This is a genomic window from Ectothiorhodospira shaposhnikovii (genome assembly GCF_022227765.1).
Lineage (GTDB): Bacteria > Pseudomonadota > Gammaproteobacteria > Ectothiorhodospirales > Ectothiorhodospiraceae > Ectothiorhodospira.
Genome location: NZ_JAJMLZ010000001.1, coordinates 356,190 through 378,302, shown reverse-complemented (window position 1 = coordinate 378,302; position 22,113 = coordinate 356,190). Strand labels below are relative to the sequence as shown.

The window sequence follows — 22,113 nt, the reverse complement described above, 5'->3', positions numbered from 1 at the left end:
CATGACCACAATCCTGGTAGTTGATGACGACAACACTTTCCGGACCATGTTGCAGGAAATGCTGAGCAAGGAAGGGTTCCGCGTACTCGGCGCCGCCAGCGGCACCCAGGCCCTCACACTCCTGGAGTCCCATTCGCCGGACCTGATCATGACCGACATCCTGATGCCGGACGGCGATGGCATCGAACTGATCAATGCCCTCAATCAGCGCAACAGCCCCATTCCCATCATTGCCATGTCCGGCGGGCGCCGTTCCATCAGCCTGGAATTCAACCTGGAGTCCGCCGAACTGATGGGCGTGAAGGCCACCCTGCCCAAGCCCTTCACCCGTGAGTCACTGCGCCGGGTTCTTGAGGAAACCCTGCATCCATGAGCGCGGCGGGGGGAACGGGGCCCACCGTGCTGGTGGTCAGCAACCGCAAGGGGGGTACCGGCAAGACCACCACGGCGGTCAACCTGGCGGCGGAATTCGCCGCGACGGGCCGTCGCACGCTTCTGATCGACCTGGACACCCAGGGGCACTGCGCCCTGGGCCTTGGGGTCACGCCTTCCCCCACTCGACCCACGGTGCACCATCTCTTTCAGGACCACGACATCGGTCTGCTGGACGCACGCTATCCCACCTGCTGCCTGGGCCTGGACCTGGCCCCCGCCAATCCGGATTTTCAGCACGGCAGCGCCCCCGATGACGAGCAAGTGCTGGCACGGGCACTGGCGGATCCGGCACTGACATCCCGCTATGATCAGGTTGTCATCGACTCGCCGCCCTCCCTGGATCATCTGCTGCTCAATGCCCTGGCGGCCGCCCACTGGGCGGTCATCCCGTTCATGCCGCACCCCCTGGCCGGTGAAGGGGTCAAGCAACTGTCGAAGGTCTTTTTCAAGGTGGCCATGCGCAGCAATGCCAACCTGCGTCTGATGGGGGTGTTGCCGGTGATGCTGGACATGCGGGTCCGGCAGCACCAGACCGTCCGCGATCAGGTGGCCCGGCAGTTTGGCGAGGACCGGGTACTGGGCGGGATTCGCAACGACATCAAGCTGGCGGAATCCTTCGCCGCCGGGCGACCCATCCGGCTGTATGCGCCCCGCAGCCGCGGCAATGAGGATTACAGGACAGTCTTCGGAGTCATCGAACAACGCATGCGAGCCTGAAAGCCGGATCGTTCATTCAGGCGCTCACTCCATCACCCGGTCGCGCCCATGGGACTTGGCCCGATAGAGTGCCTGATCCGCCGCCTGCTTGAGTGCTTCCGCGGACGGCAGCGGTGCCGGGGCGGCATGGGTGGCAACACCAACACTGACGGTCAGGCAGGAAGAGACGCCGGAATACTCATGGGGAATCATCAAGTCTCTCACCGCCGCCACCATGCACTCCCCAACGTGCCGGGCACCCTGGGCATCCGTATCCGGTAGCAGGGCAACGAACTCCTCTCCCCCGTATCGGGCGACAAAATCCGAAGGTCTGGCGATACTGCCTTTCAGCACCTGCGCCACCCGGCGCAGGATGACATCTCCCGCGCCATGGCCGTAATGATCGTTGTAGGATTTGAAACAGTCGACATCGATCATGAGCAGGGACAGGCAGGAAGGGACATGACGGGACAGGCGTGACCATTCCTCCGCCAGTGTCTGGTCGAAATGACGCCGGTTCGGAAGCTCCGTCAGACTGTCCTGAAGCGATATCCGCTCCAGCTGGTCGGCCTTGAGTTTGTAATTGATGTGATTACGTACCCGGGCACGGACAATGGCCGGATTGAAAGGCTTGGAAATGTAATCCGCCGCCCCCAGGTTGAAACCCTTTTCCTCGTTGACATCATGATCCAGCGCCGTCACGAAGATCACCGGGATATGCCGGGTACGCGCATCTTCCTTGAGCCGATAGCACAACTCATAACCATCCATGTCCGGCATGAGCACATCCAGCAGGATCAGGTCCGGAGCCGGTTCCCTGCCGGCCAGGATCAGGGCCTTTTCCGCCCGGGTCGCGGTCAGAATACGATACTCACTGCTCAACAGATTGGCCAATACATGAATGTTGGCGGGCTGATCGTCAACGATCAGCACCGTGGCCTTGACCTCGTTCAACATCAGACTTCAATCTCCAGACCGGCGTCGCATGCCAGTTTCCGTAACAGATCAGCGGCCCTCTCGTGCTCAAGATCAGCCAGTAACTGCTCCAACTCCTTCACCCTGGCCTCGCCGACACGTCGCCGCAGGCAGTCGGTCACCCGATGTATGGTATCGGCGGCCACCCACTCGCCGGCCAACAGGGAGGCATGCACCCTCTGCATCAACACCCTCACGGACTCGGGGTCATCAACCGTGTCCCGTTCGACCACAGGCGCCACCGGCAAGGTGGTCAGACTTTTACGCACTTCGTTCAGGGCTTCGATGAACGAGGCACGCAGTCGCCGGGGAACATCGCCATCTTTCTCCAGGGCCTGCTCCATGGCCCTTGCGCGTCTCTGCAGACGATTTGCGCCCAGAGTTCCCGCCAGCCCCTTGAGGGTGTGAAGGCTGCGCCGCAACATTTCGGCATGGGGTGGCTTCAAAACCATATCGATATCGGAGAAACCGGTCTGCAGCTCCAGATTGAAACGACGCAGCATGTTCAGATACAAGGAGGCATTGCCCTCGAAGGTCCGCAGACCACGATCCAGATCGAACCCCGGCAGGTCGGAGGGCAGCGCGCAATCAGGAGACGAGGCAGCCGTGTCACCGGCCCGCATGGTATCTTCATGCAGCCAGCGCCTCAACATGGCAAACAGGGCCTGGGTATCGATCGGCTTGGCCAGATGGCCGTTCACGCCCGCCGCCCGGGCGCGTAGCCGGTCATCATCCATCGCCGCCGCGGACAACGCCACGACCGGCAACTCCGGAAAACGCTGACGAATACGCCGTGTCGCTTCAATACCGTCCATCACCGGCATCTGCAGATCCATGAGCACAAGATCGACAGGCTGCTGCTCCAGCAGATTGACGGCCTCCAGACCGTTACAGGCCACCATGACTTCGACACCGGTATTTTTGAGTATCTGCATGGCCACCTCCTGATTGATGGCATTATCCTCCACCAGCAAGATGGTCTGGCCGGGAAAGGTGGGGACCCTGCCTTTCCCGTGAATCAGACCGTTGGTGGTTGCTGCCTTGGAGACGTGGCCGGATAGAGGAAGCTGAAGTTCGAACTGGAACAGACTGCCCTGGCCGGGCGCGGAGTAAAGCGCCAGTTCCCCGCCCATCTGCGCCACCAGGCGACGACTGATCACCAGACCCAGACCGGTGCCGCCGTATTTGCGGGTGGTGGAAGAATCCGCCTGGGAAAAGGGAAGAAACAGCTTGGTCTGTTGCGGCTCGCTGATCCCGATGCCGGTATCCCGAACCTGGAAACGCAATCGCACCGAGGTACCCTCGTCGCCCAAGGCAAGCTGATGAATTGCCAGGGTCACCCGCCCCTGTTCGGTGAACTTGACGGCATTGCTCAACAGATTGCTCAGAACCTGGCACAGGCGCAGGAAGTCTCCCTCCACCATCAGCCCGCCATCGGTTTCCTGTTGCAGTATCAGCTCGATACCCTTGGTTTCCGCCGTGAGGGCAAACAGGGCTCGCATGCGATCCAGCAGTTCATCGAGAAGGAAAGGATGACAGTCCAGTTCCAGCCTGCCGGCCTCGATTTTCGAATAGTCCAGGATGTCGTTGATGATGCCCAGCAGCATGCGTGAAGCATCACGTATCTTCGCAAGATAATCCTGCTGCCGCTCATCCATGGGGGTGTTGAGCAATAACTCCGTCATGCCGATGACCGCGTTCATTGGCGTGCGGATCTCATGACTGATGTTGGCCAGAAACTCACCCTTGGCCCGATTGGCGCGCTCGGCCGCCTCCTGGGCCTGCCTGATGTGGGAAATATCCTGAATGATGGACCAGATCACTTCCCGCCCATCCTGATCCGTAGTCTTGAATCCATGGAGCAGTACCGGGTAGCGACTGCCGTCCTTGCGAATGTATTCCTTTTCGAAGGGACCGTAGAAGCCCGTCGCTTCCATGGAGGCCAGAGCCTTTTCTTCCTCGGGCAGGTAAGACGCGGGCGTCAGCTCCCAGTAGCTGAGTCGTCTGAACTCTCCGGGGGTATAGCCGGCAGGTTCGTTGATCGCCCGATTGAATTCGAGAAACTGCCCGGTCCTGAAATCATTCATGGCGATCCCGACCGGTGACAGCTCGAACAAACCTCGAAACTTGGCTTCCTGTGCCGCCAGTTCCCGGGCGGCCATGACCCGACCCGTGATGTCCTCGTTGACGCCGACCACACGTACCGCCTCTCCAGCCTCGTTGCGCCTGACCTGGGCCAGACCACGCAATGTCCTGTGTGCCCCATCCCGGTATCGCTGTATCTGGAACTCCACGTCGAAACGGACATCCTCCTTCAGCAGGCGCTCGAATGCCCCCAGCACGGTCGGGAGCGATTCGGGCAGGACCCGTGCCTGCCAGTCCTTGAAGCGACCGCCGAAGATCTGCTGATCCACGCCATAAACCCTGAACATCCCTTCGTCCCAGAGCAGCACGTCATTGGCGATGTCGTAGTCCCAGATACCGATATTGGCCGCCTCGGTGGCGAGCTTGAGCCGTTCCCTGCTCTCAAGCAGGTGCATTTCATTGTTTTTCTGCGCCGTGACGTCCCTGAACACCACCAACAGACAGGGTCCGGAACTCAATTCCATGGCAACCACGGAAATATTTGCATGGATCAGACTGCCGTCCTCGCGGCGCATCCGGGTTTCGAAATCATCTCGTCCCCGCGCCATGATCTTCGACACATGCGCCTCCACCTCATCCGGAGTTTCCAGGGCCTCGTAATCCTAGATACGCAATCGGGAGAACGCATCGGCGTCATAACCCAACGTCTGGTGAGCGGCGGCATTGAACTGCAGGGGCAAGGTGGTCTTCGGGTCGAGCAGCAAGACGCCGTCCGGATACAGATCGAACAGCATGCGAAACTTGCGCTCCTCTTCCTCCAGCGCCTTTCGGGTCCTGATCTCCTGGGTCTGATCCAGCAGGTACCCCCGCAGCATGAGCGGATTGCCCTCATCATCGTACTCCGGCACCGAGTATTCATAAAACCACTGATACCGACCGGCCTTGTTACGCAATCGATAATGCTGCTCGATGGCGGGCGCACGACCGGCCAGCTCCATGGCCGTGTCCCGTTCCAGTCGGGGCAGATCCTCGGGATGGACCAGATCCGCGAACAGAAAATTCGGCGCCAACATGGACTCGACCGAAAAGCCAAGCACACTCAGAACATTGCTGGACACATAACGCATTGGCCAACCTGGTCTGGGATGCCACACACAGACCATGACCGGCCCGCCCGTAAACAGCCTCAGCTCCCGCTCCAGCTGCCGGGAACGAACGACCGCGGCACTGACGTCCTGCAGCAGGAACAGGAAGTGACCGGATCCGCCCAGGGGCTTTGCCTTGAGTTCCACCGCCACCCCCAGACCATCCTTGCGCATCATCACTTCATCGCCCTGATAGGCCTGCCCCTGCTCCAGGCACTGCAATACCCGGCACTGGCCCCGGGGAATGAAAGTATCGGTCTGATCGCAATGCAGCCACCCTGACAAACCGGGCTCGGCGTCGTCAGGGTGGCTGCATTGAAAGAAATCCATCACGGGCCGACCCAGCATTTCCTCGACCCCATAGCCCAATAACGCCGATACCGCCTGATTGACCCGGATGACCAGCCCCTTCCCGTCGACAACAACCAAAGCCGCAGGCACCTCATCGGTCAGTGTCGTGAGCGCCTGGTTGATTTCCGCAAGCTTGCGGTTGAGCAAGTCCAGTTCTTGCTGATGATTCCTGAGCAGAGTGAACCAGCGGTTGTAATAGAGGCTGACCAGATCTTTCTGGCTGACAAGGCCGCTGAGGCGCCCCTTGGCATCCACGACAACCACCCGCTTGATCCGTCTTTCACGGCAAAACGTCAGTGCCTCGGCGATGGTGGCGTGCTCGTCCAGAGTCAGCACGGGGTGAGTCATGTAATCCGCCAAAGCCCCGTTCAGATCAGCACCGGATTGCAGCAGGCGAATCACGTCCCGCTGGGTCAGGATACCCACGGGCCTGTCGTGACGAATGGCAACGGTGGCGGTACATTTTCCCAGGTCCATCAGGCGCATGACATCCTTGACGGGCAGTTGATCATCCACCGCCAGCGGCTGACCACCCTGTAACAGCTCGCCCAGACTCTGGGTCTCGGCCAGCATCCTGGGGTCCAGGCTGGCAGCCAGATCGCTGTAACTGACAATGCCGGCCAGTTTGCCTCCCTGATCCACCAAGCAGACATGCTCGCAACGATTGCGTATCGCCTTGAGTCCGTCCAGAACGGAGTCTTCCTGATCAAGCATGGGAGCTTCGGGCAGATCCAGCGCCGACAGTGGCGTGGACATGGCCACACCCTTGACCTGGAATGACAGCAGCATGCTCGAAAGGATCAGGCGATAGCCATCCGCGGCAATAATCACCACGGTGCGGATGTTATGCCGATTCATGCTGTCGAGTGCGTCGGCCAGGGTGGCCGTGACGGGCAATGTCACCAAGCGGCGTGTCGCAACACTGTGCAGTCGGGGAAAGAACATTGGCCTACCTCACAAACGCGAAGCCCGAGTTCACGCCGAGGGACCCGGCTCAGATCCCCGCCGGATGCCTCACCGCCGCCAGTGCCGCTTCCGCCGCCTCGTCCACATCCGCCTCGCTGCCCGAGAGGGTAAGGCGACCGAAGGCACCGACGGCACGCACATCGATCAGGGTGATGTTGGCCGCCTTTTCCGCCTGATTGGCGGCGTAGACCACGTAACCCGCCGGTTCCGTTTCCAGAATGAACAGACTCTCCCCCGGCAGGATCATGGACCCCCGGCGGTTCTGTCGGTTGATCAAAACACTGTGATCCGGGGTGATGCCGCGGATGGTTTCCTGCCAGGCGACCCGGCAGGTCTCACGGTCTTCCTGGCGTGCCCCAAGGCGGGATAGCAGCACCCGGCCCGCCTCGCGCACGTCGCTCTGGTCCCGCTGGTGAATCACCATCGAGCCGTAGGCCCGCTCCACCACCTGCTGGGCCAAACGCACCCGCGTCGCCTTGAGGGCCATGTCGGTGAGCCGGTGCACCGCCATTCCCGGCGAGACCTCGATCCACAAACAGGCATCCCCCGGTACCGGCAGAAACCCCTGGGAGACCGTGGCCATGTAGGCCGCCAGCTGCGGCTGCAGGGAATCCATGAATACATAGGTTCTAAGCTTGATCATCTCGGGCGGGCGCCATCCGGAAGCGGGACGTAAGAATGTCTTAATGAAACCCGAGCCCTCCTGGCCCGGTCAAGTACACTGTACACCCAACAACCATGGAGCTCATCACATGGCTTTTGAAACCGAGCATGAACCCGGCATGACGGCCGCGCCCGCGCCCCGGACCGAGGGGTTTCGTCTCAACCACTGCATGTTGCGCATCAAGGCGCCGGAACGGTCCCTGGACTTCTACAGCCGGGTATTCGGCATGCGTCTGCTGCGCAAGCTGGACTTCCCCGAACTGGAATTCTCCCTCTATTTCCTGGCCCGCCTGGACCCGGACGAAGTCGTTCCCGAAGACCGGGACGAACGCACCCGATGGACCTTCAGCCAGCGCGGCATCCTGGAACTGACCCACAACTGGGGTACCGAAGACCAGCCCGATTTCAGCTACCACGACGGCAATGAAGAACCCCGGGGATTCGGCCACATCTGTTTTGCCGTGCCGGACCTGGATGACGCCGTCCGCTGGCTGGACGAAAACCGGGTTCCCTTCGTCAAGCGGCCCGAGGAAGGGGCCCTCAAGGACGTGGCCTTCGTCACCGACCCGGACGGCTACTGGATCGAGATTCTGGAACCGGCCCGTCTGGGCAAGCTGGGCAACGGCGCATGAGCGAGACCTGGCCCGCCCGGGGCCCCTTCCTGCGGGACCGACCGCTGATCGTGGAAGCCAGCGGTCGTCCTTCCGCCATGGACAAGCAGGCGACCGATACCCCGACCTGGCTGGACCGGGACGGGTTCAAGGGGGATCGGGTGGTCAATGTACAGCATCACGGCGGCCCCGACCGGACCGTGTGTCACTACCCGGCCCAGCACTATGCCCTGTGGATCCGGCACTACCCTTTTCTGGAGGGTGAACTGGCGCCGGGCGCCTTTGGCGAGAATCTCAGCACCGAAGGCCTGTCGGAAAGGGAGGTCTGCATCGGTGACTGCTTTCGCTGGGGCGAGGCGGTGATCCAGGTGAGCCAACCCCGCTCCCCCTGCAGCACCCTGGAGGCCCGGCATGAAGCACCGAGACTGAGCCGGCGCATGTCCCACAGCGGCGCCATCGGCTGGCTCTACCGCACCCTGGAGCCGGGATGGGTGGCGCCGAATGCACCACTGGAACGCATCGAGCCCCATCCCGCCCGGGTGAGTGTTGCCCGGGTCTGGGCGGTCCACATGGACACCGAGGCCGACAATGCCGGCCTCCAGGCCCTGGCCGAGCTGGCGCCGCTGGCGAAGGTGTACCGGGACCGGTTCCGCCAGCGACTGGATTATCGGCGCCGGCAGGCGGACCAGGGTCGCCTGTTCCCCTGATCCGCCCTCTCGCCGGCGGGGATGCGCATCACCGCCGCATCCCCGCCAGCGAGATCTCCCCCGCCTCCTCCAGGGTCAGGAACCGGCTCAGTCCCCCCGTGTCCATCCGGGCCTTCAGGGTGTAACGGAAGGTATCCCGCTGGGTCTGGCCGAGCAGGTCATTGAACAACCGCAGCCCATTGATGAGATCGATCCCCGCCTGCACCTCGATGAGCTGCTCCCCGTAGGCGGGCACCGTCTTCAGGTCACTGGCCACGCCGGTGATCAGCCGCCGCCCCTCCAGCTCCACGTGGTAGCTCATGCCCCGCAGGGGCAGCGGCGTCGGATTGGGATTGACCACCCGCAGCCCGATGAGAAACCGGGGCGAGAGGGAATCGGAAGGCAGGGGCCGGAAGGAGTCCAGCAGCAAGGACGGAGTCTCGTAGCCGGGCCGCATGCCGGCACAGCCGGATACCAGCAAGGCGCCGGCGGACAGAAGAAAAAGACGACGACGGGGCGAGAACGGATGTTTGCTCATGGGGCGGGCCTGTGCATCTGCACTTTGAGACGTGAGCGGGTAGAATAATCCACCCACTCCCATCGCCCAAATCCCGGAATTGCCATGGCCAACCCCTTTCAAGAACAGCTCCTCAAAGCGGGGCTGGTGGACGAGAAGCGTGTCAAGAAGGTGCGGCACGACGAGGCCCGCAAGCGCAAGGGCAAGGCCGGCCAACCGGCCGACACCCCCCCGGACCCGGCACTGAAGGCGGCGGAAGAGGCCCGTCGCCTTGAAGCGGAAAGGTCACGGGAACTGAATCGCCGGCAAAAGGAAGCGGCCGAGCGCCGCGCCCTGGAAGCCCAGGTGCGACAGCTGGTGGACACCCATCGGCAGTCCCGGGAAGGCGCGGAACTGCCCTACCACTTCCAGCACGGCACCACCGTCCGGCGCATCCTGGTGACCCGGGAACAGCGGGACCGACTGGGCAACGGCCGCCTGGGCATCGTCACCCTGGATGACGAACACTACGACATCGTACCCAGGGACGCGGCGGAAAAGATCCGCGAACGGGATGCCTCGCGGCTGGTGCTGCTCAACGAGCCGGCGCAAAAAACGCAGAAGGACGAGGATGACCCCTACGCCGGGTATGAGGTGCCGGACGACCTGATGTGGTAACGGGTCGCGGAGTGAAACACCTGCTATTCTCAGGGTCAAGGGCATTCATCCACCCCGCCGTGACAGCAGGTGTTCTGGGCCGTCCCGCGGGCATACCCTGGGGAGGGCGTCATGCGCAGTCTCATTACCCTGCTTGCCGTCACCGGCCTGGTTATCCTGCCGCCATGGCTCATGGCCGAAGACCTGGACCCGGGAGAAGGCAATGCCGCCTTCCGGCATCTGCCCCAGTACCAGTCCTACCTGGAGAACCGGGACGACACCCGGATGACCGAATTCGGCGGTTCCGTCCCCCATCGAAAACATGATGACTTCAATCCCCTGCCCAAGGGCTACAAGCACGCTCAGCCCTATCTGAAGAACCTCTGGCTGGGCTATCCGTTCATGTATCACTACGACCGCGCCCGCGGCCATACCTTTGCCCTGCGGGACGTCACCCATACCGACCGGGTCAACCGCTACGATGAACACGCCGGTCTGCCCGCCACCTGCTACAACTGCAAGACCAACGCCATGCCCCAGCTGCTGACCCGTTACGGTGACGACTTCTGGGCCATGAATTTCCACCGCTTCCGCACCGTCCTGGACCCGGACCGGCACACCATCGGCTGCACCAACTGCCACGACCCGTCGGATCACATGCGCTTGGTCATCACCAGCGTCCCGCTGACCGAAGCCCTCGAACGCCAGGGACGAGACTGGCGACAGGCTTCGCGGGACGAGATGCGCACCCTGGTCTGCGCCCAGTGTCACGTGGAGTACTACTTTGAAACCGGCGAACACGGGGTTGCCGCCAAGCCCCACCTGCCTTGGGATGAAGGCATGAATCCGGAAGACATCTACCGCTTCAAGTCTGCCGGAGACCCGGACCGGGACGGCTTCAGCGGTCAGTTCCGGGACTGGGTGCACGCGGTGTCGAAAACCCCCATGCTCAAGGCCCAGCATCCGGAATACGAAATGTTCCATGACAGCGTCCATGCCCAGGCCGGGGTCAGCTGCGCCGATTGCCACATGCCCCGGGTTCGGGTGGGACCGGCCACCATCACCTCCCATCACTGGACCTCGCCCCTCAAGAGCGAGGCGATGATCCGCAGCGCCTGCCTGGGCTGCCACGATCAGCTCACCCCGGCCCAACTCAGGGAACGCACCGAATACAATCAGGCCCGGGTATGGCGTCAGCTCAACATCGCCCAGGAAAAATCCGTGCGCGCCCATGAGGCCGTGCGTCAGGCCATGGAATGGCCCGGTGTGGACCAGGCCCTGCTGGCCCAGGCCAGGGAAAAGGTACGCAAGGGGCAATGGTTCTGGGACTACGTCTCCGCCGAGAACAGCGCCGGTGCCCACAACCCGGTGAAGGCCCTGGATACGCTGGCCTCTTCCCAGCAGTACAGCGACGAGGCGGTGCAGCTGGCGATTCGGGCCACCGGCCATGCCATCGCCGAATCCATGGACCGCCCCATCGGTGAACTGGTCCCGCCCATCCGGGAACACAGCCGCAAGCTGCAGCAGGATCCGGCCCATCTGGAGAGCCACCCCTGGCTCGGCTATCTGCCCCTGCTGCCGGAGGCAGAGCTGATCTGGGACGGTAACCAGCGTCTGCGTTGAGACCGAGACCACCGGCGGGCCGATCGGCCCGCCCGAGCGGGGAGGACAGAATGATGAAGATGTTCCGGACCATGGCCGCGCTCCTCATCCTGTTGGCATTGCTGGCCTTGGGGGGCACCGCCGGGCACCACATGACCACCACCGATGCCTTCTGCAGCAGTTGTCATGCCTATGAGAAGGTCTCCTGGGATCAGGGGCAACACCCCGAGGTGGGTTGTCTGGACTGCCACACGGGAGGCTTCATGCGGGACAAGGTGCAAGGCGCGCGCAAGATGTTCCTGGTCTTCACCGGACAGCGGGATCCCCACCACGACCGGCTGCCCTCATACCCCGAAAAGACCCAGGCCAACTGCAAGGGCTGCCACCTGACGGAGACGGCGGCGGTCCACCAACCCTTCTTCCTGGCCCGGCATGAGGGCTATATGGCGGCGACGGGCAGCTGCATGGCCTGCCATGAGTCGGGCCATGTGGCGGCGGTGAGGGAACAGCGCCATGGGCGACGGTAGGCGGGCCGGACGAGTCCTATACGCACTGCCCCGCCGCGTGGCCCGATGACCAGGCCCACTGAAAGTTGTAACCGCCCAGATGCCCCGTCACGTCCATCACCTCGCCGATGAAATACAACCCCGGCCGATCCCGGCAGGCCATGGTCTTCGACGACAGGGCCTCCGTGTCGACCCCGCCCACGGTCACCTCCGCGGTCCGGTAGCCCTCTGTGCCGGAGGGCCACACGGTCCAGCGCTTGCAGGCGGCCTCCACCGCCTCGATATCCCCGGTGGTGAGTTGCTCCAGCGGCTTGTCCTCCACCCAGCACTCGCACCAGCGCTGGGCCACCCGCCGGGTCAGATGCTGCCCCAGCCAGGTCTTGAGGGCCATTTTGGGCCGCTCCCGACGCAGACGTTGGAGATGGGCGGCCAGATCCAGCTCCGGCAACAGGTCGATCTCCACCGGCAGACCCGGTTCCCAGTAGGAAGAAGCTTGCAGCACGGCGGGACCACTGAGTCCGCGGTGGGTGAACAGGAGGTTTTCCTTGAAGCTGTGGCCCGCCACGGTCACCCGTGCCTCCAGGGCGATGCCGGAGAGATCGCGCACCCGTTCCAGGGTGCGTCCGGACAGGGTCAGGGGCACCAGGGCGGGCCGGGGCGGATGCACCGTCATGCCCAGAGAGCGCGCCAGCGCCATGCCGAAGTCGGTGGCCCCGAGGGTGGGGATGGAACATCCGCCGGTGGCGATCACCAGGGACTCGCAGCTCACCGGCCCCTGGGGGCAGAACAATTGATGGGGTTCGCCGATCCGCAGGTCGCTGACCGGACTGCGGGTCTCGATACGCACACCGCCGGCCCGGCATTCATCCAACAGCATGCGGAGAATATCCTTGGCGGAATGGTCGCAGAACAGCTGGCCGTGGCTGCGCTCGTGATAGGCGATGCCGTGACGCTCCACCAGGGCAATGAAGTCGGCCGGGGTATAGCGGCTCAGGGCGGATTTGACGAAATGGGGGTTACGGCACAGATAGTTATCCGGTCCCACATGACGATTGGTGAAATTGCAGCGCCCGCCGCCGGACATGAGGATCTTCTTGCCCACCTTGTTGGCATGGTCCAGCACCAGCACTCGCCGGCCGCGGGCGCCGGCGACGGCGGCGCACATGAGCCCGGAGGCACCGGCGCCGATAATGACCACATCGAAGTGGCGAGCCATAGGGGAATGATTCATGGGGGGCGATTCTAGATCAGACAGGCGGAAAAATGATAAGCCCCCCTCACCCAGGTGTCATTCCCGTGCAGGCGGGAATCCCGGTCGAATATGTGGGCAAGCAGGACCGGCACCGCGGTCATTCCCGCGAAAGCGGGAATCCAGGAACGAACCCAAAAGCCCCTGGGCTCCCGCTTTCGCGGGAGTGACAAAGGGGCATTAGAGCGACCAAAGGAGAACAACGTGGAACTTATAATGTGGAATAAGTCCAATTATCATAAAGCCAAGCCACCCAAAAGGATTGCCCCATGTTCCGCGCCAGCCTGCTCACCCTACTCGTACTTCTGATCGCCTGGACCGCCCCCGTCGGGGCACGGGAGGGCCGGGTGGTGGCCACCTTTTCCATACTGGGCGACCTGGTCAGGGAAGTCGCCGGTGAAGACATCACCGTTGACGTGCTGACCCCGGTGGGCGCCGAGGTCCACGACTGGGAACTCACGCCACGCAACTTCATGAGCCTGGAACGGGCGGATATCGTCTTCTACAACGGTTTGGATCTGGAACAGTGGATGCCTCAGGTGAAAGGCACCGTGCGCAACCAGACTCCCGTGATCGCTGTCGCCGAAGCCTCCGGATTCGAGACCCGGCCCATCATCACCGGTGAATTCGCGGGCGTGCCCGATCCCCACCTGTGGATGGACCCGCGGGCGGCAGCCGCCTACGGCCATGCCATCGCCGCCGCCCTGGCCGGACAGTGGCCGGAGCGGGCGCGGGATTTCCAGCAACGGGCCAACCGGCTGGAACAACGCCTTTTGGCCCTGCATGAAGAACTCGAACAGACCCTGGCCGACATCCCCGATGATCAGCGCCTGCTGATCACCAGCGAGGCCGCCTTCGTCTACTTTGCCGCCGCCTATGGTTTCGAGCATGACGGGGTCTGGGGGACCAATGCGGAAACCGAGGGCTCCCCCAGACAAATCATGCGCATCGTGGATCGGGTCCGCGAAAGCCGGCCCCGGACCCTGTTCTGGGAAAGCACGATTTCGGACCGGCATGTGCGTAGCGTGGCCGCCGACACCGGCGTGGCCGTGGCCGGACCGCTCTATGTGGACTCCCTGGGAGAACCCGGTAGCGGTGCCGAAGATTATGCCGCCATGATGCGCCATAATGCCGCCTTGCTGCGCCGGCATCTGGGCACACCATGAGGAAACCCGACGTGGTCCTGAGACTGACACCCAAACCCATGGCCGTCGAGGTGAAGCGCCTGAGCGCCGCCTATGACGGCCAGCCCGTGCTGGAGGATGTGGACATCGCCCTGCCCGCGGGCAAGTGGACCGCCATCATCGGCCCCAATGGGGCCGGCAAGTCCACCCTGTTCCGCATCCTGCTGGGGGTGATGAAACCGCTGCGCGGGGAGGTCACGGTGCATGGAGAGGACCCGGCCCGGCAGCGCCGCCTGGGGCATATCGCCTACATGGCCCAGCAGGAAGCGGTGGAATGGGACTTCCCCATCTCCGTGCAGGACACGGTGCTGACGGGACGTTTCGGCCACATGCGCACAGATCCCTGGTGGCGCCGGCTGCTGCCGCCCCGCTGGGCCGAGTCCCGTCACTGGGACGTGGTGCACCGGTGCCTTGAGGCGGTGAACATGCGGGATTTCGCCAGCCGCCCCATCGGCGCCCTCTCCGGGGGACAGAAAAAGCGCGTGCTGCTGGCCCGGGCCCTGGCCCAGGAAGCCCGGCTGCTGCTGCTGGATGAGCCCCTGGCCGGGGTGGATGCCGCCAGTGAACGGCTGATCCTGGACCTGCTGGCCCGGCAGCGGGCCGCCGGTCGCACGGTGGTGATGGTCACCCATGACATGGACAGTGCCAGACGCTATGCCGATCAGGTACTGCTGATCAATCGCACCATCGTGGGCATGGGTGCGCCCGACAACATGCTGGTGGACGAGATGCTGGCATGCACGGCGGTGGCCGGATGGCGCCCGGTGGCCCGGCGCGACCCACCCCTGGAGGCCTTTCCATGATGGAGATCCTGGAAACCCTGGGCATCGGGCTGATCGACGCCCTGCTGTGGGTACTGATGCTGGGGGTGGGCCTGCTACCCGATGCCCTGGCGGAACCCTTCAGTTACAGCTTCATGCAGCGGGCCCTGCTCACCGCCATCCTGGTGGGCGCCATCTGCGGCCTGCTGTCCTGCTTTGTGGTGCTCAAGCGCTGGTCGCTGCTGGGAGATGCCATCTCCCATGCGGTCCTGCCCGGCGTGGCCATTGCCTATCTGCTGGGCTGGCCCTTTTTCATCGGCGCCTTCATCGCCGGCGCCCTCACCTCGGTGGGCATCGGCGCCCTGGAGAGACACACCCGGCTCAAGGCGGATGCCGCCATGGGGCTCATGTTCACGGCGGCCTTTGCCCTGGGCGTGGTCATCATCGGCAAGATCGCCACCAACACCCACCTCATGCACATCCTGTTCGGCAACGTGTTGGGCGTCCAGTACCCGGCCCTGCTGCTGACCCTGTTCGCGGGACTGCTGGCATTACTGGCGGTATGGGCCTTCTACCGGCCGCTGCTGCTGTACACCTTCGACCCCATGCAGGCCCAGGCCCTGGGCTTCAACACCGGGCTGATCCATTACGGGTTGATCCTGCTGCTGACCCTGACCATCGTCGCCAGCCTGGAAACCGTGGGGATCATCCTGGTGGTGGCCATGCTCATCACGCCGGGGGCCACCGCCCACCTGCTGACGGAACGGCTGACCACCATGATGATGCTGTCGGTGGCCGTCGGCGTGACCGCATCGGTGGTGGGACTTTACCTGTCCTTCCGGCTGGACGTGGCATCGGGGGGCGCCATCGTGCTGGTGGCGGCGGCGCTGTTCCTGATCACCCTGCTGCTGGCACCCCGCCATGGACTGTTGGCGCGGTGGTGGCGTGCCCGACGTCTGCGGGCACCCTCCCCGGCCGCCGGCTAGGCCTGCCGCAGCACCAGGGTGACCCGCTCCACGTCCTCCTGGGTGTCCACCCCCGCCGGCGGGGTTTCCAGGGCCACGTCCACATGGATCCTGGCGCCATGATAGAGGGCCCGCAACTGCTCCAGGCTCTCAAGCCGTTCCAGGGCACAGCTCTCCATGCAGGTGAAGCGCTTCAGATACCCCACCCGGTAGGCGTAGAGGCCGATGTGGCGCTTGCAGACCTGCAGGGCCGGTGACACTTCCATATCCAGGGCATCCCGTTCCCAGGGAATCGGGGCACGGCTGAAATAGAGGGCGAAATCCCGGGCATCCCGCACCACCTTGACGGTGTGAGGATCATACAGTTGGGCAGCCCGGGTGATGGGGGTGCACAAGGTGGCGATCATGGCTTCCGGACGGGCGGCCAGATTCTCCGCCACCTGGCGCACGATGCAGGGCGGAGTCAGGGGCTCGTCCCCCTGCAGGTTCACCACGATGGCATCGTCCGGCCAGTCCATTCGCGCCGCCACCTCCGCGATTCGGTCGCTGCCGGAAGCGTGATGCACCGAGGTCAGGCAGACCCGGGCGCCGAAGGCCCGGGCGGCCGCCTCGATCCTGGCATCGTCCGTGGCCAGGACCACGTCCTCGGCTCCGCTGGCCTGGGCCCGCTCCCAGACATGTTGCACCATGGGCTTGCCCGCCAGGTCCACCAGGGGCTTGCCGGGCAGGCGCGTGGAACCGTAACGGGCCGGGATGACCACCTTGAAGGACATTCAGTACCTCTCCGTGACTGCAACCATGGATGATCCCCGACGGATCACTTGTCCTTCCACTTCTCCAGTTCCTCTTCCGTCAGCCGGCGGGCCTCGTCTTCCAGCATCACCGGAATGTCGTCACGGATGGGATAGGCCAGCCGGGCGCCGCGGGAGACGAGTTCGCTCCGTTCCTTGTCATGGATCAGGGGACCCTTGGTGACCGGGCAGACCAGAATATCGAGCAAGCGTTTGTCCATCGTTCCATTACCTCAAGCTGTGAAGGCGGTCCAGGGCCTGGACCGCGCGCAGTATTGCCGATGCCAGGGCCGGCTCGGGCACGGCGCTGACGGGTACGAACCAGTGTTCGGGGCCGGCCATGCCCCGGCATTTTACGGCATCCTTCTCGGTCATCAGTACCGGAAGACCGTCGTCAAAGCGTATCTCATCCACCGTGTAGGGATGATGATCCGGAAAAGCATGGGGGATCACTTCCAGACCGGCCGCCGTGAGCATGTCGAAGAAACGGGGCGGGTGCCCGATCCCCGCCAGGGCATGGACCCGCCGGCCGCACAGCGCCGCCAGGGCCATGACCTGTTCCGGCCGTTGCACCGACAGGGCCAGGGTGCCGGTGAGCTGCATGGCCCGCTCCCCGGGTCGGGGCGGACCGTTGACCACCACGAAGTCCACCTCGTCCAGTCGTCCCGGCGGCTCGCGCAACGGACCCGCCGGCAGGCACAGACCGTTGCCGAAGCGTCTTTGGCCATCCACCATGACGATCTCCAGATCCCGCCGCAGGGCATGGTGCTGCAGGCCGTCGTCGGCGACGATGATGTCGCAGTCATGGGCCGCCAGCAGCGCCCGCGCCGCCCGATTGCGATCCGGGTCCACGTAGACCGGACAACCACCGCGGATGGCGATCAGCACCGGCTCGTCTCCCACCTGAGCCGGATCGCTCTCCGGCGTCACCGGCTGGGGCCAGTGCCGGGCCTGCCCCCCGTACCCCCGGCTGACCACTCCGGGCCGGTAGCCGTGGTCCTTGAGCAGGCCACAGAGCCAGACCACCATGGGGGTCTTGCCGGTCCCCCCCACGGTCAGGTTGCCCACCACGATCACCGCCCGCACCGGCAGCCGGGGACGATAGCGGTTGCGGTGACGATGCCGGGCCCGGTTGAGCAGGACCACGGCGGTATACAGCAGCGACAGCGGATAGAGGGCCAGGGCGACCGGGTTGCGGTCGTTCCAGTAATGATCCAGGGATTTCACCGGCCCCATGTCTCCTGCCCCACACCCTTACAACCCATCGTCACTGAACTGCAGACGGTGCAGGTGGGCATACATGCCGTCCCGGGCCAGCAGGTCCCGATGGGTGCCGGTCTCCAGGATGCGGCCATCCTGCATCACCACAATGCGATCGGCCTTTTCCACCGTGGACAGACGGTGGGCGATGACCAGGGTGGTACGATTTTGCAGCAGGTGATCCAACGCCTTCTGGATGTGCCGTTCAGCCTCCGTGTCCAGGGCCGAGGTGGCCTCGTCCAGGATCAGGATGGGGGCATCCTTGAGCAGGGCCCGGGCGATGGCCAGGCGCTGACGCTGACCACCGGAGAGCAGGACCCCGTTATCCCCCACCAGGGTGTTGAGTCCTTCGGGCAGACGACGGATGAACTCCATGGCCTGGGCCGCCTCCGCCGCTTCCAGGATGCGGCGTTCATCGGAGGGGTCCACCTGGCTGCCGTAGGCGATGTTGTTGGCGATGGTGTCGTTGAACAGGGTCACGTGCTGCCCCACATAGGCGATCTGGCGACGCAGATCCGCCAGGCGGTACTGGCGAATGTCCACCCCGTCCAGCAGCACCTCGCCCCGCTGGGGTTCATAGAAGCGGGGCAGCAGGTTGACCAACGTGGTCTTGCCGCTGCCGGAACGGCCCACCAGGGCCAAGGTTTCTCCCGGGGCCACGTCAAGGTCGATCTGCCGCAGCACATCCCCCTTGGCGGCATCGTAGCTGAAGCTCACGCCCCGCAGCCGGATCTCGCCCCTGGCCCGATCCAGGGACAGGGTGCCCTGGTCCCGCTCCAGGGGCTCATCCAGCAGACCGAAGATGTTCTGTCCGGCGGCGATGCCCTTCTGCAGCATGGCGTTGACGTTCACCAGACGGCGAATGGGTGTCAGCAGGAGCAGCATGGCGGTGATGAAGGACACGAAGGTCCCCACCGACACATCCTGGAGCAGGGATTCGTGGGTGGCGATCCACACGATCAGGGCCAGGGCGATGGCGACGAAGAACTGGATGATGGGCAGATTGCTGGCCTGGGTGGCCACCATCTTCATGTGCAGGCGACGGTTGCGTTCGTTGATCTCGTCGAAGCGGGACTGTTCGTAGTCCTCGCCGCCGAAGATCTTGACCACCCGGTTGCCGTCCATCACCTCGCCGGCCACGTGGGTCACATCCCCCATGGAGGCCTGGATGCGACGGCTGATCTTGCGGAACCGGCGGGTCACCCGGTCCACCGCAAAGGCCACCGCCGGGGCCACGATGAGTACCGCCAGGGTGAGCTTCCAGTTCAGGTACAGCATCCAACCGAGCAGACCCAGGACCGTGACCGTATCCCGGATCAGGATGGTGATGCTGTCGGTGGAGGCCGCCGCCACCTGCTCCACATTGTAGGTCAGACGGGAGATGAGCTGACCGCCGGCATTGCGGTCGAAATAGGACACGGGCATCTGCAACAGATGCCGGAACATGCGCCCGCGCAGTTCCTTCACCACCTGCCGCCCCACCCACTTCATGGTGTAGTTGGACAGGAATTCCGCCACGCCGCGGATGAAGAAGATGCCGATGATGGCCAGAGGAATCCAGCGGATGGCATCCGGGTCCCGGTCCACGAAACTGCCGTCCATCAGGGGCCGCATGAGGGCGGCAAAGCCGGTCTCGGTGGCGGCGGTGATGAGCATGGCCACCAGGGCCATCAGCAGGTAGGGCCAGTATTTCAGGGAATGGGACAGCAGCCGGCGATAGACCTCCACGCCGGGGATCTGATACTGGGTCTGTCCGGGAAGTGATGAAGGACGGCTCATTCCGGCTCACCGCCCAAGGTGGCGATGGACAGGCGGGACACACCGAGGCGCCCGGCCACGTCCATGGCGGTGACCACGGACTGGTGCGGGGTGCGGGCATCGGCCCGGATCACCAGGGGAATGTCCTCCCGACCGCCGAGGAACTCCGTCAGTGCCGCCCGCAGGGTCTCGGGGCGGGTATTGATCAGCTCGGCGCCGTCGAGGAAATAGCGTCCCTGGGCATCGATCACCAGATCCAGGGCACGGGGCGGACTCTCCTGCTCCAGGGAGTCGGCCCGGGGCAGTTCCAGCTGCAGCACGGAATGACGGTCAAAGGTGGTGGACACCATGAAGAAAATCAGCAGCAGGAACACCACGTCGATCAAGGGCGTAAGGTTGACCCCGATCTCCTCGGTCTGTCGACGACGGAAATTCAAGACGGCTTCACCCCGGGGGCGGCCACCCGTTCACCCTTGAGCACTTCCACCAGCTTGATGGCCTCTTGCTCCATGTCCAGCACCAGCTCGTCCACCCGACCGCGAAAATAGCGGTGAAAGATCATGGCGGGAATGGCCACGGAGATCCCCGCCGCCGTGGTGATCAGGGCCTGGGAGATGCCGGCGGCCAGCTCGCCGGGGCTGCCCACGCCCACTGCCGTGATGACGGAAAACACCTGTATCATGCCAACGACGGTACCCAGCAGTCCCAGCAGGGGGGTGATGGCGGCAATGGTGCCCAGGGTATTGAGAAAGCGTTCCAGCTCATGAGCCACGCGACGGCCGGTTTCCTCGATGGTTTCCTTCATGACCTCCCGGGAACTGCGCCGATTCACCAGCCCGGTGGCCAGGATTCGCCCCAGGGGAGAACCTTCCCGCAGGGCGCGAATGCGGGCTTCGTCCAGTTCACCGGCCTGAATCCATTGCCAGATCTGCACCACCAGCTGGGGTGGGACGACCCGACGGCGGCGCAAGGTCCAGAATCGTTCGATCACGATGGCGAGCGCAATCACCGAACATGCGATGATGGGCAGCATCAGCCAGCCACCGGCCTTGACCAGTTCAAACACGTCTTGCGTCACTCCGGGTTGATTCGACTGGAGGGCATGATACTTGAAACAGGGGCTTGAAGGAAAAATGGAAAAACAGCAGAAGACCCTCACCATGAGCGTGCTGATGACCCCGGACATGGCCAACTTTTCCGGACATGTCCATGGCGGCGCCACGCTCCGGCTGCTGGATCAGGCCGCCTATGCCTGCGCGGCCCGTTACTCCAACAACTATGTGGTCACCCTGTCGGTGGACCAGGTCTTTTTCCGCGAACCGCTCAGAGTCGGCGAACTGGTGACCTTTCTGGCCTCGGTCAATTACACCGGCAAGACCTCCATGGAAGTGGGCATCCGGGTCATCGCCGAAGACATCATCAAACACCACAGCCGTCATGCCATGACCTCCTACTTCACCATGGTGGCGGTGGACGGAAACGGCCGCCCGGTCCGGGTGCCTTCACTTGACATCGAAACACCCACCGAGCGGCGCCGCTACGAGAATGCCGCCATGCGCCGGGAACTGCGCCAGGAGATCGAACGCCGGCACGAGCAGATTCGCCAGCAGTACCGGCCGACGCCGGCATCATGAAGCGGCACTGATCAGTTCCCAGCCTTCGTGGAGCAGCAGCAGGGCCAGCACCAGCAACATCCCGCCCAGGGCGCGCATGGTGTGGATGTAGGGTCTGCCGGAGAGCAACCGTCTTGATCGGCCCACCAGCACGGCGATGCCGATCTTGGCACCCACCAGCAGCAGATAAAAGCTGCCGATGAAGGCCGCCGCGGCAAACCAGGTCTGCTCCAGCGCCCTGACCGTCAGGGGGCCTCCCACGGTCAGCCAGAACAGGTAGGGATGGGGACTCAGGACATTGACCAGCACCGCCTTTTGCAGCGACCGCTCCCGGGGCGCCGCTTCCGCCCCCATGGGGCTGCCGGAAAACGTCAGTCCCTGCCAGGCCAGGTAGCACAGGAACACCCCGCCGCCCAGGGAGATCAGGCCCAGCAGGGTATCCAGTCCGGAAAGCCGGCTGAGTACGAAGAGGGTCAGCAGAATGATGGGAAGATCCGTCAGTACCGGCGCCAGGGCCACCTTGATCCCGGCGCGGGCACCATGTTGCAGGGTTTCGGAGATCACCAGGGCCAGCAGGGGACCCGGCGCCATGCCGGCGGAAAATCCCAGGATCATCCCGGTGCTTAGGCTGGTGATCATCGATGTGACCTTTTTGTTC

Annotated in this window: 24 protein-coding genes; 11 read left to right on the top strand and 13 right to left on the bottom strand. The window is 63.8% G+C overall.

Going from position 1 to position 22,113, the window contains the following annotated elements:
• Position 1: 1 nt before the first annotated feature.
• Both LQD11_RS01825 and LQD11_RS01820 read left to right on the top strand, forming a co-directional pair.
• Entirely contained in the window at positions 2-373 is a 372-nt protein-coding gene (locus LQD11_RS01825; protein WP_238615996.1) for a response regulator, read from the top strand.
• Positions 370-1,152, top strand: a complete 783-nt coding sequence (locus LQD11_RS01820; protein WP_238615995.1) for a ParA family protein — start codon at positions 370-372, stop codon at positions 1,150-1,152. The genes LQD11_RS01825 and LQD11_RS01820 overlap by 4 nt, the downstream gene beginning before the upstream one ends.
• A gap of 24 nt (positions 1,153-1,176) precedes the next feature.
• Here the strand turns inward: LQD11_RS01820 and LQD11_RS01815 are convergent, their stop codons facing one another.
• Genes LQD11_RS01815 through LQD11_RS01800 form a run of 4 tightly spaced genes read right to left on the bottom strand, consistent with a single transcriptional unit; the run spans position 1,177 to position 7,296 of the window.
• Positions 1,177-2,088, bottom strand: coding sequence for a diguanylate cyclase domain-containing protein (locus LQD11_RS01815; RefSeq protein WP_238615994.1), 912 nt, complete (start codon positions 2,086-2,088; stop codon positions 1,177-1,179).
• Positions 2,088-4,823 (bottom strand): response regulator, encoded by a 2,736-nt coding sequence (locus tag LQD11_RS01810; RefSeq protein WP_338081460.1) that lies wholly within the window; start codon positions 4,821-4,823, stop codon positions 2,088-2,090. The genes LQD11_RS01815 and LQD11_RS01810 overlap by 1 nt, the downstream gene beginning before the upstream one ends.
• Positions 4,824-4,853: 30 nt before the next feature.
• Positions 4,854-6,632 carry a CBS domain-containing protein gene (locus LQD11_RS01805; RefSeq protein WP_276315645.1) on the bottom strand — a complete coding sequence of 593 codons (1,779 nt, stop codon included), beginning with the start codon at positions 6,630-6,632 and terminating at the stop codon, positions 4,854-4,856.
• Positions 6,633-6,681: 49 nt separating this feature from the next.
• On the bottom strand, positions 6,682-7,296 hold the full coding sequence (locus LQD11_RS01800; RefSeq protein WP_238615984.1) for a BMC domain-containing protein: 615 nt from the start codon (positions 7,294-7,296) through the stop codon (positions 6,682-6,684).
• Between the two features lie 109 nt (positions 7,297-7,405).
• On the opposite strand from LQD11_RS01800, the gene gloA reads away from it, so the two are divergent.
• Both gloA and LQD11_RS01790 read left to right on the top strand, forming a co-directional pair.
• Positions 7,406-7,948, top strand: a complete 543-nt coding sequence (gene gloA, locus LQD11_RS01795) for a lactoylglutathione lyase (RefSeq protein WP_420828241.1) — start codon at positions 7,406-7,408, stop codon at positions 7,946-7,948.
• A complete protein-coding gene (locus LQD11_RS01790) occupies positions 7,945-8,634 on the top strand; it encodes an MOSC domain-containing protein (RefSeq protein ID WP_238615982.1) in 690 nt (229 codons plus the stop codon). The genes gloA and LQD11_RS01790 overlap by 4 nt, the downstream gene beginning before the upstream one ends.
• Before the next feature lie 28 nt (positions 8,635-8,662).
• Here LQD11_RS01790 and LQD11_RS01785 read toward each other — a convergent pair whose 3' ends face one another.
• Entirely contained in the window at positions 8,663-9,151 is a 489-nt protein-coding gene (locus LQD11_RS01785) for an LEA/WHy family protein (protein WP_238615980.1), read from the bottom strand.
• 84 nt (positions 9,152-9,235) lie between these two features.
• Here LQD11_RS01785 and LQD11_RS01780 point away from each other — a divergent pair, with 84 nt between their 5' ends.
• The 3 genes from LQD11_RS01780 (at position 9,236) to LQD11_RS01770 (ending at position 11,895) form a co-directional block, all read left to right on the top strand.
• Complete coding sequence (locus tag LQD11_RS01780) at positions 9,236-9,787, top strand: DUF2058 domain-containing protein (RefSeq protein ID WP_238615978.1); 552 nt, start codon at positions 9,236-9,238, stop codon at positions 9,785-9,787.
• A gap of 111 nt (positions 9,788-9,898) precedes the next feature.
• Positions 9,899-11,389, top strand: a complete 1,491-nt coding sequence (locus tag LQD11_RS01775) for an ammonia-forming cytochrome c nitrite reductase subunit c552 (protein ID WP_238615976.1) — start codon at positions 9,899-9,901, stop codon at positions 11,387-11,389.
• Positions 11,390-11,439: 50 nt separating this feature from the next.
• Positions 11,440-11,895, top strand: a complete 456-nt coding sequence (locus tag LQD11_RS01770) for a NapC/NirT family cytochrome c (RefSeq protein ID WP_238615974.1) — start codon at positions 11,440-11,442, stop codon at positions 11,893-11,895.
• Between the two features lie 16 nt (positions 11,896-11,911).
• Here the strand turns inward: LQD11_RS01770 and LQD11_RS01765 are convergent, their stop codons facing one another.
• Positions 11,912-13,105 carry a BaiN/RdsA family NAD(P)/FAD-dependent oxidoreductase gene (locus LQD11_RS01765; protein ID WP_238615973.1) on the bottom strand — a complete coding sequence of 398 codons (1,194 nt, stop codon included), beginning with the start codon at positions 13,103-13,105 and terminating at the stop codon, positions 11,912-11,914.
• A 287-nt stretch (positions 13,106-13,392) separates the two neighbouring features.
• Between LQD11_RS01765 and LQD11_RS01760 the strand changes: the two genes are divergently transcribed.
• From LQD11_RS01760 to LQD11_RS01750, 3 genes are read left to right on the top strand one after another with little or no spacing between them, the layout of a single operon-like run.
• Complete coding sequence (locus tag LQD11_RS01760; RefSeq protein ID WP_238615971.1) at positions 13,393-14,289, top strand: metal ABC transporter solute-binding protein, Zn/Mn family; 897 nt, start codon at positions 13,393-13,395, stop codon at positions 14,287-14,289.
• Positions 14,290-14,300: 11 nt separating this feature from the next.
• Entirely contained in the window at positions 14,301-15,110 is an 810-nt protein-coding gene (locus LQD11_RS01755) for a metal ABC transporter ATP-binding protein (RefSeq protein ID WP_238615970.1), read from the top strand.
• Complete coding sequence (locus LQD11_RS01750; protein WP_238615969.1) at positions 15,107-16,054, top strand: metal ABC transporter permease; 948 nt, start codon at positions 15,107-15,109, stop codon at positions 16,052-16,054. The genes LQD11_RS01755 and LQD11_RS01750 overlap by 4 nt, the downstream gene beginning before the upstream one ends.
• Here the strand turns inward: LQD11_RS01750 and kdsB are convergent.
• From kdsB to LQD11_RS01720, 6 genes are read right to left on the bottom strand one after another with little or no spacing between them, the layout of a single operon-like run.
• Complete coding sequence (gene kdsB / locus LQD11_RS01745) at positions 16,051-16,806, bottom strand: 3-deoxy-manno-octulosonate cytidylyltransferase (RefSeq protein WP_008932722.1); 756 nt, start codon at positions 16,804-16,806, stop codon at positions 16,051-16,053. The two genes, LQD11_RS01750 and kdsB, sit on opposite strands and share 4 nt — an antisense overlap.
• A gap of 44 nt (positions 16,807-16,850) precedes the next feature.
• A complete protein-coding gene (locus LQD11_RS01740; protein ID WP_238615968.1) occupies positions 16,851-17,045 on the bottom strand; it encodes a Trm112 family protein in 195 nt (64 codons plus the stop codon).
• Positions 17,046-17,052: 7 nt separating this feature from the next.
• Positions 17,053-18,060 (bottom strand): tetraacyldisaccharide 4'-kinase, encoded by a 1,008-nt coding sequence (gene lpxK, locus LQD11_RS01735; protein WP_238615967.1) that lies wholly within the window; start codon positions 18,058-18,060, stop codon positions 17,053-17,055.
• Between the two features lie 18 nt (positions 18,061-18,078).
• A complete protein-coding gene (msbA, locus tag LQD11_RS01730) occupies positions 18,079-19,863 on the bottom strand; it encodes a lipid A export permease/ATP-binding protein MsbA (protein ID WP_238615966.1) in 1,785 nt (594 codons plus the stop codon).
• Entirely contained in the window at positions 19,860-20,279 is a 420-nt protein-coding gene (locus LQD11_RS01725) for an ExbD/TolR family protein (RefSeq protein WP_238615965.1), read from the bottom strand. Before LQD11_RS01725 ends, msbA begins: the two co-directional genes overlap by 4 nt.
• Complete coding sequence (locus LQD11_RS01720) at positions 20,276-20,908, bottom strand: MotA/TolQ/ExbB proton channel family protein (RefSeq protein WP_238615964.1); 633 nt, start codon at positions 20,906-20,908, stop codon at positions 20,276-20,278. The genes LQD11_RS01725 and LQD11_RS01720 overlap by 4 nt, the downstream gene beginning before the upstream one ends.
• Positions 20,909-20,975: 67 nt before the next feature.
• On the opposite strand from LQD11_RS01720, the gene LQD11_RS01715 reads away from it, so the two are divergent.
• Positions 20,976-21,476 (top strand): acyl-CoA thioesterase, encoded by a 501-nt coding sequence (locus tag LQD11_RS01715; RefSeq protein ID WP_238615963.1) that lies wholly within the window; start codon positions 20,976-20,978, stop codon positions 21,474-21,476.
• On the opposite strand, the gene LQD11_RS01710 is transcribed toward LQD11_RS01715, so the two are convergent.
• Positions 21,471-22,094: a LysE family translocator gene (locus tag LQD11_RS01710; RefSeq protein WP_238615962.1), complete on the bottom strand. Its 624-nt coding sequence runs from the start codon at positions 22,092-22,094 to the stop codon at positions 21,471-21,473. The genes LQD11_RS01715 and LQD11_RS01710 overlap by 6 nt on opposite strands.
• Positions 22,095-22,113: the final 19 nt, after the last annotated feature.

Bases quoted from the DNA above. Each gene is read 5' to 3' on its own strand.
- LQD11_RS01790 (WP_238615982.1), top strand. From the start codon at position 7,945: ATGAGCGAGACCTGGCCCGCCCGGGGCCCCTTCCTGCGGGACCGACCG.
- kdsB (WP_008932722.1), bottom strand. From the start codon at position 16,806: ATGTCCTTCAAGGTGGTCATCCCGGCCCGTTACGGTTCCACGCGCCTG.
- LQD11_RS01820 (WP_238615995.1), top strand. From the start codon at position 370: ATGAGCGCGGCGGGGGGAACGGGGCCCACCGTGCTGGTGGTCAGCAAC.
- LQD11_RS01775 (WP_238615976.1), top strand. From the start codon at position 9,899: ATGCGCAGTCTCATTACCCTGCTTGCCGTCACCGGCCTGGTTATCCTG.
- LQD11_RS01770 (WP_238615974.1), top strand. From the start codon at position 11,440: ATGATGAAGATGTTCCGGACCATGGCCGCGCTCCTCATCCTGTTGGCA.
- LQD11_RS01740 (WP_238615968.1), bottom strand. From the start codon at position 17,045: ATGGACAAACGCTTGCTCGATATTCTGGTCTGCCCGGTCACCAAGGGT.
- LQD11_RS01750 (WP_238615969.1), top strand. From the start codon at position 15,107: ATGATGGAGATCCTGGAAACCCTGGGCATCGGGCTGATCGACGCCCTG.
- LQD11_RS01815 (WP_238615994.1), bottom strand. From the start codon at position 2,088: ATGTTGAACGAGGTCAAGGCCACGGTGCTGATCGTTGACGATCAGCCC.
- LQD11_RS01800 (WP_238615984.1), bottom strand. From the start codon at position 7,296: ATGATCAAGCTTAGAACCTATGTATTCATGGATTCCCTGCAGCCGCAG.
- LQD11_RS01780 (WP_238615978.1), top strand. From the start codon at position 9,236: ATGGCCAACCCCTTTCAAGAACAGCTCCTCAAAGCGGGGCTGGTGGAC.
- LQD11_RS01710 (WP_238615962.1), bottom strand. From the start codon at position 22,094: ATGATCACCAGCCTAAGCACCGGGATGATCCTGGGATTTTCCGCCGGC.
- LQD11_RS01805 (WP_276315645.1), bottom strand. From the start codon at position 6,632: ATGTTCTTTCCCCGACTGCACAGTGTTGCGACACGCCGCTTGGTGACA.
- LQD11_RS01765 (WP_238615973.1), bottom strand. From the start codon at position 13,105: ATGAATCATTCCCCTATGGCTCGCCACTTCGATGTGGTCATTATCGGC.
- gloA (WP_420828241.1), top strand. From the start codon at position 7,406: ATGGCTTTTGAAACCGAGCATGAACCCGGCATGACGGCCGCGCCCGCG.
- lpxK (WP_238615967.1), bottom strand. From the start codon at position 18,060: ATGGGGCCGGTGAAATCCCTGGATCATTACTGGAACGACCGCAACCCG.
- msbA (WP_238615966.1), bottom strand. From the start codon at position 19,863: ATGAGCCGTCCTTCATCACTTCCCGGACAGACCCAGTATCAGATCCCC.
- LQD11_RS01785 (WP_238615980.1), bottom strand. From the start codon at position 9,151: ATGAGCAAACATCCGTTCTCGCCCCGTCGTCGTCTTTTTCTTCTGTCC.
- LQD11_RS01760 (WP_238615971.1), top strand. From the start codon at position 13,393: ATGTTCCGCGCCAGCCTGCTCACCCTACTCGTACTTCTGATCGCCTGG.
- LQD11_RS01715 (WP_238615963.1), top strand. From the start codon at position 20,976: ATGGAAAAACAGCAGAAGACCCTCACCATGAGCGTGCTGATGACCCCG.
- LQD11_RS01825 (WP_238615996.1), top strand. From the start codon at position 2: ATGACCACAATCCTGGTAGTTGATGACGACAACACTTTCCGGACCATG.